Here is a 10,211-nt window from a genome sequence, read left to right as displayed (position 1 = left end):
TTCCACAAATTTGGAGCCCAGCATTCTCAAGGAATAGCTGTTGTTGCAACGATGTCCACGCACACCCGGCCGGATTATTTGACGTTGCTCATCCATTGGCAGCACATCCGGATAACGGGTTGTCATCCAGTTCGGCGGGGTATTGGTAGGTGTGCATAACACGATCTCCATGCCGCGCGCGGCGAATACTTCTATAGCCGCATCCAACCATTCAAACCGATAATCACCCTCGATCGGTTCCATTCGGCTCCAAGCGAACTCCGCCATTCGCACAACAGCAACACCCGTCTCTTGCATAAGCGCTGCATCCTTCTCCCATAGCTCGGGAGTCCATTGCTCTGGATAATAATCAATTCCGATCTTAATCGTCATCCTGTGATCTCCTTTATACATCAATATATTGCGATTATATGCTATATTAATTCGAGTGAATATCTTAAATAATTAATACGATATAATAATATTAAGATAACAGGAGAGTTGGTCGCATGCCTCATCCCAATCGCGCTTTCCCGGTACTTTCCGCCCGAGACAAGCTGCTCCCTTTTTATTTGCTTGGCATTGGTCTGCATCATGAACAGGAGCACATACGCCGAGACCCAGGCATTCAGGATTATCAGTGGATTCAATGCCGCAGTGGCGAGGGCAAGCTCAAGCTAAGTGAAACGGAGTATATCGTCAAGCAAGGCATGGGCATGCTGCTGTTCCCCGGCCAGAAGCACGAATACTATGCTTTATCGGGGAGCTGGGAAGTCGACTGGATCATCTTCGATGGCAGCGGGTCAGCGAACTTGTTTGAAACAGTCGGCATTGTAGACACATGCGTATTCGCGCTCACATCGCCCGAATATCTTCTATCCCGAATGCGGGAGCTGCTGCAAGCTGCCCTTACGCCGCAAGAGCAAACGTTAAGCAATTACGCCTGCTCCGCCATCCTCTATACCTTATTGACGGAGATTATTCAGCGCATCTCTGTCGAGGGCAGCGATACCGTAGGGCAACAGTATGAGCGGTTAAAGCCGGTCCTGGACTATATTGATCAGCATTATGCCGAAGAGATTACTTTGCAGACGCTCGCCGGACTGATGTGCGTCACACCGGAATACTTCTGCCATTTGTTCAAGAAGACGACGGGCATTCGTCCCATCAGCTATGTCAATCAGGTAAGGATCAACAAGAGCAAGGAACTGCTGCTCGACAATGTGCAGCCCGGGATGCAGGATATTGCTCATCAAGTCGGCTTCGAATCTGCCAGTTATTATGGAGCAATCTTCAAGAAGCTGGAACGGCTCACACCCGGCGCCTTCCGCCGCAGCTATCAGAAGTCGTAACATATGTACTGTCCAAGTACGTTCGGGGAGTAAGTGTGTACCTAGTCAACTGGGAAGCAAAATCATTAGACATAAAAATCGCGTTATCCAAATGGGATATCGCGATTTTTTCAGGATTTCAGTGAAATGCCAGCTTTGCTTGAGCAGGCATTAGGAAAAGAATACCTCAAGCATCTCTATCTTCTATGGCAGGAAGATGCGGAAGAACAATGTAGATTTTTATAAAAAAATGGGTTTGTTCAAACGGGAGCTCACTCCTTTTATATGGGAGATGAAGAACAAATAGATTTTATTATGACCAAGACACTCATAGACACTTAGTAAAGGCAGCCGGATGGATTATCATTGGGTTTCTGTTCGGTAATGCTTAGGGGAAGCTCCTATTATCTTTTTAAACATTTTGGAGAAGAGCAACGGGTCATTGTAGCCGACGGAGCGGGAGATATCACCTATCGACAGCTCAACGTTCCCCATCATTTCACATGCTTTTTGGATCCTAATACGAATTAAGTATTCCTGGATACTAGTATTCATTTGTTGTTTGAATAACGAACAAAGATAGCTTCGATTGAGTCCGACTATGCGAGCAATGTCCTCTATGGTGATTATCTGAGCAAAGTTGGTTTCGACGATGTCCTTCACCTTTTCAACGTAAATTTCCGCGCGACTTTCCTTTTGCGCAGTTGGCGTTACCGGACCATATTCTGTAAGTAGGGATAATAACAAGTAAAGCAAACCGGTCAGTCTGGTTTCTCTCGCTTTATGATTTCTATGGGCCTCGGCCATTAACTTCAAATAATTATAGATTTTATCGTCTTTACCATAGTTGAGGATTGGACATACCTTCGTTAATCCTGCTTGCTTGAGGAGCAATTCCGCCAGTGTTCCGTCAAAACCAAACCAGCAATATGACCAAGGGTTTATGGAATCGGCTTGATAATAAGTAATGACATCGGGGCAAATAAGAAAGCCTTGACCCTTCTGAAGCCGGTATTTGTTTCCGTCGACTTCAAAGATCCCTTCTCCGTCCAAAATATAATGGAGAAGAAAGTGACTTCTTATGGCTGGCCCAAAAAAATGACTCGGAATACATTCTTCAATGCCAAATTGAGTTAAATACAATTCAGTGTGCTGCTTGCTTCGTGACAAATACTCAATCATGGTATAACTCCTTAATATTAAAATACCAAGCATTATAACATAATTAGTGAGCATCATGCTATGTACTCATTAATAAGTATTGATATATTATTCCTGTATAGTTGACATAGCATCTATTAATCAGTGCCAATCTTAAAACCATATTTTATTTAGAGAACACATTAAAACATTTGCTTTGAATGGGCAGTATTGAGAGGAGAAGTTTTATGGGCATCATTGTTCAAGAGAATACGGGGCTTTTTCACCTGCAGTCGGCCGGCATGAGTTATCTTATTCAAATTGTGGACGGTTATCCTATTCATGTATATTGGGGAGACAAACTGAAGCACCGTGAACCCATGGCGGATTTATTAATTCACACTCCAGAGAAGGCTGGATTGGATCGCTTATTCCAAGAATACCCTCAATACGGGAGCGGGGACTTTCGTAACCCAGCTTATCAAGTAGAGCTTGAGGATGGAACTCGAATTACGGAGTTAAAGTACGAAGGTTACAAGCTCATTAGGGGGAAGCCTTCATTAGCTGGACTTCCAGCCGTTTATGTAGAGAATGAAACCGAAGCAGAGACTTTGGAGCTGGAGCTGAAGGATGCCTATTCGGGTCTAAAAGTTATCCTTATCTATACTGTCTTCGCTGACCGGAATGTCATTATCCGTTCTGCACGGTTGAGCAATGAAGGGGGAAAGAAGCTTCGGCTTCTCCGTGCACTAAGTGCAAGTATAGACTTCCTGGATAAAGGGGACTTAGAAATCATCTATCTTTCCGGAGCCTGGGCTCGAGAAGGTAATATAACCCGTAGAGCGCTTCATCAAGGTGAGACTCGAATCGATAGCAAGAGAGGCATGAGCAGCCATCAGTTAAACCCCTTTTCCGCGTTGGTCGCTCCGGAAACAACGGAAAACCATGGTGAAGCTTACGGCTTCAGCTTAGTATACAGCGGCGGATTTGAAGCGGTAGCTGAAGTGGATTCATTCGGATCTACGCGAATTAGCATGGGAGTGAATTCCTTTGATTTCACATGGCTGCTAAATCCAAGTGATAGTTTCCAAACACCGGAAGTCGTTATGGTTTACTCTAAGCAAGGATTGGGTGAGATGTCGCGTACTTATCATCGCTTGTACCGGACAAGGCTATGCCGAGGGGGATATCGGGATAAAGAGCGGCCGATTCTAGTCAATAACTGGGAGGCTACTTATTTTAATTTTAATGCTGATAAATTGTTAGCAATAGCGGAAGAGGGGGCGAAGCTAGGAATAGAGCTGTTCGTTTTGGATGACGGTTGGTTCGGCAAGCGGGATTCCGATAATTCTTCTCTTGGAGATTGGTACGAGGATCGCCGGAAGCTGCCGGACGGACTTGCGGATGTGGCGGAACGCACTAATCGGCTTGGGCTTAAATTCGGACTTTGGTTTGAACCCGAGATGATATCGCCGGACAGCGATCTTTACCGGGAGCATCCGGACTGGTGTCTTCATGTTCCTGGACGCAGGCGCAGCGAAGCAAGATGGCAGCTCGTGCTGGATTATACTCGAAAGGAAGTTCGAGATTACATTTACGACTCCCTTTCAGCGATCTTCTCCAGCGTGCCGGTCTCTTATGTGAAATGGGACATGAACCGCGCTCTAACTGAAATGGGTTCCGCTTCACTTCCCTCTGAACGTCAATCGGAGACGGCCCATCGCTATGTTCTAGGATTGTACGAGCTGTTGGAACGCATCACCACAGCATATCCGAATATTCTGTTTGAGAGCTGCTCAAGTGGAGGAGGCCGCTTCGATCCTGGAATGCTCTACTACATGCCTCAAACCTGGACAAGTGATAATACGGATGCTGTAGAACGGTTAAAGATACAATACGGTACCAGTCTTGTTTACCCTGTAAGTACAATTGGAGCTCATGTATCAGCCGTTCCTAACCATCAAGTTGGACGGATAACGCCACTTGATTTTCGAGGGAACGTCGCCATGTCCGGAAACTTTGGATATGAGCTTGATCTAACCAAATTCAGCGATGAAGAAAAAGAGATTGTCAAAAACCAAGTCATAACCTACAAGCAAATTCGTGGATTAGTTCAAAAGGGTGACTTGTATCGCTTGAAGAGTCCATTTGAAGGGAACGAATCGGCGTGGATGTTTGTATCCGAAGACAAAGAAGAAGCCGTTGTGTACTATTTCCAAGTGATGGCTGTGCCGAATGCAACGCGAAGAACCTTGCGGCTTGATGGTCTTAACCCGGAACTTGAATACGAAGTTTGGTCCGGTGACCATGGAGAAAAGTCAAGCTATGGGGGAGACAGGCTCATGCAATTGGGACTACACCTTGCTTATCATCAGAAAGACTATGAAAGTGGATGGTTCAGACTTAAAGCAGTTAAGGCAGGGTAAGGCCTGACTCCATTAATTCCGGTTACGTTTTAGTAAGGAGTACAAGGATACCAGAATGGAATAATCTTATACTAAGCATATCCAAAATCGGATCAAGCTGTGGTCTTCCAAGTAATTTATTTTGAATGAAAAGTTAAGGGCCGTTCTCCATCCCAGCGGAGGGGGGACGGCTCTTTTTTAATGCACTGTCTGATTTAATGTCGAACCTATACCTAATGAGGAAGTGACCCATGGAAAATCCGAATATCGCTGCTATGGCACCTTGCAATCCGAATGCGTTCAACGAAGTAAAAGCAGTACTACAGTACTTGAGCGGGATAGCTGGCAAAGCTATTATTACCGGCCAACACACGCAAACCAATTCGCAAAAGGAACTCCAGTATATCGAAAAGATTACGGGGAAGCTTCCTGCGCTTTGTGGCTTTGAGCTGTTAAGTTATTCGCCGAATATTAATTATGAAAACAGCAGTGCAGAGTGCCTGCTTGAGATTGATGAGAACCGAAACACGCTTGACCGGGCTTGGGAATGGGCAGAACGAAAAGGCTTGATCACCTTCACCTGGCATTGGTTCTCTCCTTTTGGAAGCTGGGATAAGGGATTCTATTCGAATAATACAACATTTGACGCCTCCAAGGCTGTAATAGAAGGAACGGAAGAGTATAAGGCGTTGATTTCCGATATGGATCATATGGCCGATATCCTGAAGCCTTTTTGCGAGAATAGGATTCCGATTCTGTGGAGACCCTTCCATGAAGCCGAGGGGGAATGGTTCTGGTGGGGTCACAAAGGCCCAGAGGTTGCTAAGCAGTTGTACCGCATTATGTATGACCGATATACACACGTTCATGCTCTGAATAATCTGATCTGGGTCTGGAACTCACCTTTGGCGGAAGGATATGTAGGTGATGATGTGACTGATGTGATATCAAGAGACCTGTACCCTCCCAAGCATACGCATACGGATTTGCAGCCCGAATACGAGGAACTCGTGCGCATAACCTCAGAACCGAAGTTAGTTGCATTAGGAGAGATTGGGGTGCTGCCTAGCATAAATCAACTCTCTTTAACTAGAATTCCGTGGGTTTGGTACATGATCTGGTCAAACGAATTTGGATCGACTGCAGAGTGGACTTCCGAGGAGGAACTACTCCAGGCGTACCATCATGAATATGCGATTACACTCGATAAATTACCCGTACTGTATTAATCCAGTTTTTGACTACAATATTATTTAGCGTTTTTCTGAGTTCTGTGCCGGAGGAATAGAGAAGGAAACAGCAAGCGTTGACTCACTAAACGAAGAACGCCTTGGATAATTGTGATCAATTTTGGCTATAGGGGAAATGTGACAGCGCTTCCTCGTATTATGCAAGGACGAGTGATGTTTTCAAGGAGAGTCACACCCTCCTGAAGGAGAGTGATACTGGTGATAACACCTGAACCGATGGAGCTGGAATACATAAAACGACTCAGTGACGAAGAGAATACTCTGATCGAAGCGCTCCGGACTATTCAAATGACTCCTGCAGCTGCATTGCTGCTGGTTAGGAACGAGTTGAAAGGACCGTTGGAAAATGGGCCAATGGTAGAAATCCTAGACGGGTTCTTGGCGAGGCATAAAGAAGATTAATACTACTGAGTGAAATTCCGTCATTTATATGTTCAGAACTGTATAAGGTGATCTCTCGTTTGTAAATCGCCCTGCGCTTCCCATTGAAGCGGAGGGCGATTTCATTTGTTTGACCGTTATCTGGTCATATCATTTGTTTCGTAGAATCCTTATTTGGACAAGCACTCTTGATATACTTGCTTTACTGTACCTTCCAATGCATCGGTAAAGTGAAAGAAGAGTCGGATTTGTCCCATTGTTATGCCATTCAGCAGATGGGTATAATAAAATATTAACACGTGTCTATGATAGGGGATGGAAATGAAGCTTACACATCGCTTATGGCAATCATCTATTTATAAACGTTTGTTTATTGCTTTCATTGCCGCAACGATTCCGATCTATATTCTTGCGGGAATATTATATAGTTGGGCATCCAGCCTGCTCAGGAAAGATATCGTGGACTCTGCCGAAACCCAGTCCGAGAACTATATAAGCGAGCTTAACGGGACACTAGACCGATTTAATTCACTCCAATATGACATGCTGAACGATACGTATCTGATCCAATTGGTCAATGCGTACGACATTCTTGAACCTTATCGCAAAATCGAATTGATTCATTTTTTACGGGCAAAGCTTGTGTCCATCCGGAATAGCAGCGACTTAATCGTAGACACACGACTATATCTGTCAAACATCGGAATAGAAATTTCGGCTGTCGATGGATATGGCTTGATGAAGGAGAATGTGATTACTCCTGCGATGCTTAATGATCCCTATAACATTATTTCATATAACGATAGTCTGCTTATCGTCGCATACCCCCTTGAGAGTGAATATAAAGATACTCCAGAAATTATCGTTGAAATCGAACTGCGATCTAGCGAACTGAAGCGGGGGGTTGGAGCGGCGTTAGAAAAAGAATTTACGGGTGCACTCGTTCTCGGACTAGGCAGCAATGACAATAATATAATTGCAGTTGCGGATGATAAGCTTGAGCAACCAATTAAAGAGCATTATAGAAAGCTCGTACAGGTTGAGTCAAAATCATCAAACAAGCTGCCCCCCGCAGATTTGGGTAAAGACTATATCTTCGTTCACTCGGGTTTGTCGGAGAGCCATTTATATGTCGATCATTATTTGTACAAGCCTACGATGTTTCGGACGATATCAGAGTATATTCAATGGTTTTGGTTATTCTTCGGGGCGACTGTTATGATGGTTGCGCTTTATCTGTACTATATCAACAGAGTAATTAATAAACCGATGGTGAAGCTAGTTCGTGCCTTTAAGCGAGTCGAGGAAGGCAATTTCGAACTTAATATTCGCCATGACAAGGATGACGAATTCGGATATTTATATGAACAATTCAATGAAATGCTTATCAATATGAAGGTATCCATCGATGAGGTGTACAATCAGCAGATTCATCGGCAAAATGCGGAGCTAAAGCAACTCCAGTCTCAGATCAACCCGCATTTCCTTTATAATTGTTTATTCAGTATTATCCGTCTTATTAAGATGCAGAAAGACGAGGAAGCGATACAGTTCACGAATCAGCTCGCCAAGTATTTTCAATTCATCACACGCAATAAGAGAGATACGGTGCCGCTTGAGAATGAAGCTTCGCACGCTCGCAATTATGTAATGCTCCAGCTTGCAAGATTCTCGGACCGCGTGTCCGTCGAGTTTGATGAAGTGCCAGATAGCCTCAAGCCATTATCGGTCCCCCGTCTCATTATCCAGCCATTGGTGGAAAATGCATTCGTGCACGGTTTAGAAAACGTGACCGAAGGTGGCATGCTCCGGGTAAGATTTCTGGATGAAATAGAAAGAGCCGTCGTTGTTGTGGAGGATAATGGTGAAGACATCGACAATGGTTTGGCGAAGCTGAATGCTCTTCTGATAGGAGACCAAGAAGCTCAGGAGATTACAGGGATTTTGAACGTGCATAAGAGACTTCAATACAGCTACGGTGCTGGAAGCGGATTGCGGGCTAGCAGAAGCGAGCTTGGAGGCTTAAAAATAGAATTGATAATCGAGCGGAAAGGTGCGATGGCAGATGTATCGGATGTTAATCGTGGATGACGAAAAGCTTCTGCTTGACGGTTTGCACGAGCTATTTCAGGAAAATGAAGGCCACCGGCTTGAGCTGTACAAGGCATCCAGCGGACTGGAAGCGCTAAGGGCCATGTCGGAGAAGCGCATCGACATTTTGCTGTCGGATATAAAGATGCCTAAGATGTCGGGCTTGGAGCTCGGTGACCGGGTCAAGCAAAGCTGGCCGGAGTGCAGGCTTATCTTTCTAACGGGCTTCGACGAATTTGATTATGTACATCATGCGATCAAGAACGGGGCCGAAAACTATATACTGAAGTCCGAGGGAGACGAAGCGATAGTCGAGGCGGTTCGCAAAACGATAGCGGAGCTCGAGGAGCAGCAGAAGATGGACATGCTGATCAAGCAAGCACGCGAGATCCAGCGGCAGCAAGCGGGTCATCATCGCGCGCTGTTCTTATCCGACCTGCTGGAGGGATTACAGCCCAAGGAAGAGCTCACATCGCAGACGTTGGAGGGACTCGGAATCAGACTTGCTATCGATCGGCCGCTCATTATGGCGGTTGCGAGGATGGATTTGGCCACAACTGCTTTAAGGCTGCCCGACAAGGAGCTATTGTTCACGGCTCTTCACTCTATATGTGTTCGTTTTCTGTCCTCCTATGTAGATTATGCGGATGTTATTTATAATCGGGAGTACTATGTACTGTTCATTCAGGCTCGCGAGAACGGCTTTCAAACGCAGGATCGGCTTATAACCTTTCTGCAAGGTTCGATTGAAACGATCCAGCAAACAGCAGAGAAATCAACGGGACATACATTCTCGTTTGCGCTTACGGATAAGTTCACAGAATGGGACGACACATCTAAACAGTTCACTATCCTCAAAGCCTTCTTGTCCCGTTATTATGACGCGAAGCAAATTATCATAACGGACAAAAATCTGCCGTTCATGGCCAAGCAGGATGAGGAAGAAGTACGTGGATTCATCGAGGTGTTCCACAAACGAGCGAATGCGCTGGAGACGTACATCGAATCCGGGCGTAAGGACGAAGTGCAGTCGATCCTATCGGAGCTCAGATCCTACGCAGAGTGGGAGGCAATCGACGAGATGAGGTATATGGAAATGTATTGCGCGGTTGCACTGCGGCTTCTGACGGCTACCAACAAATTCGGATTGGACCGCGACTCATCCACTGCTCCTCATATTGCTAAGCTCCTCCAACCTGCGACTTTTCACTCGCGCAAGGAAAGCATAGCAACGCTTGAGCACATCGTTAATTTATTCGATCATTATCATGCGGCTCAGTCTTCCAAAATGCGGGGAGACGTGCTAGGGAAAATCATTTATTATATCGAAACCCATCTGGATGGCGATCTTTCCGTAACAAAGCTTGCGGAGCAGGTATACCTGAATCCGGATTATTTATCTAGAATGTTCAAGCAATCGAAGGGCATTACAATATCCGAATATATCGCGGCCTTGAAGGTTCAAAAAGCCAAAGAAATGCTTTCTGAGCCGCAAAGACTCGTGCAGGATATTGCCAAGGCGCTTGGCTTTACGTCTGCCGGTTATTTCAGTCGCTTCTTCAAGAAGGAAACGGGGCAGACACCGCAGGAATTTCGGACAGCATAAGGAGGGAGGAGGGAAATCGCTTTGAGGG

Annotated in this window: 8 protein-coding genes and 1 pseudogene; 7 read left to right on the top strand and 2 right to left on the bottom strand. The window is 45.5% G+C overall.

What is annotated here, in order from left to right; translation table 11 throughout:
• A partial coding sequence (locus tag HI950_RS28040; protein ID WP_187768178.1) for a beta-galactosidase occupies nt 1-372 on the bottom strand: 372 nt, incomplete at its 3' end.
• A gap of 116 nt (nt 373-488) precedes the next feature.
• Between HI950_RS28040 and HI950_RS28035 the strand changes: the two genes are divergently transcribed.
• The gene (locus tag HI950_RS28035) at nt 489-1,331 is read left to right on the top strand and encodes a helix-turn-helix transcriptional regulator (protein WP_169088473.1); all 843 of its coding nucleotides are present in this window, start codon (nt 489-491) and stop codon (nt 1,329-1,331) included.
• Between the two features lie 202 nt (nt 1,332-1,533).
• Nucleotides 1,534-1,652: pseudogene (locus HI950_RS36115) on the top strand (GNAT family N-acetyltransferase); the annotation flags it as partial.
• A 21-nt stretch (nt 1,653-1,673) separates the two neighbouring features.
• Here the strand turns inward: HI950_RS36115 and HI950_RS28030 are convergent.
• Nucleotides 1,674-2,492: an AraC family transcriptional regulator gene (locus tag HI950_RS28030; protein WP_169088475.1), complete on the bottom strand. Its 819-nt coding sequence runs from the start codon at nt 2,490-2,492 to the stop codon at nt 1,674-1,676.
• Between the two features lie 206 nt (nt 2,493-2,698).
• On the opposite strand from HI950_RS28030, the gene HI950_RS28025 reads away from it, so the two are divergent.
• From HI950_RS28025 to HI950_RS28005, 5 genes are all read left to right on the top strand, one after another.
• Nucleotides 2,699-4,876, top strand: coding sequence for an alpha-galactosidase (locus tag HI950_RS28025; RefSeq protein ID WP_169088477.1), 2,178 nt, complete (start codon nt 2,699-2,701; stop codon nt 4,874-4,876).
• Nucleotides 4,877-5,106: 230 nt separating this feature from the next.
• Nucleotides 5,107-6,084, top strand: a complete 978-nt coding sequence (locus HI950_RS28020) for a glycosyl hydrolase (RefSeq protein ID WP_223285547.1) — start codon at nt 5,107-5,109, stop codon at nt 6,082-6,084.
• Nucleotides 6,085-6,303: 219 nt separating this feature from the next.
• A complete protein-coding gene (locus tag HI950_RS28015; protein WP_169088479.1) occupies nt 6,304-6,507 on the top strand; it encodes a hypothetical protein in 204 nt (67 codons plus the stop codon).
• Nucleotides 6,508-6,807: 300 nt separating this feature from the next.
• Entirely contained in the window at nt 6,808-8,577 is a 1,770-nt protein-coding gene (locus tag HI950_RS28010; protein ID WP_169088481.1) for a sensor histidine kinase, read from the top strand.
• Nucleotides 8,552-10,183, top strand: a complete 1,632-nt coding sequence (locus HI950_RS28005) for a response regulator (protein WP_169088483.1) — start codon at nt 8,552-8,554, stop codon at nt 10,181-10,183. Before HI950_RS28010 ends, HI950_RS28005 begins: the two co-directional genes overlap by 26 nt.
• Nucleotides 10,184-10,211: the final 28 nt, after the last annotated feature.

This window comes from Paenibacillus sp. PL91, assembly GCF_012935325.2.
GTDB lineage: Bacteria > Bacillota > Bacilli > Paenibacillales > Paenibacillaceae > Pristimantibacillus.
The sequence above is the reverse complement of the archived record's forward strand: the minus strand, read 5'-3'. Positions and strand labels throughout refer to the sequence as shown.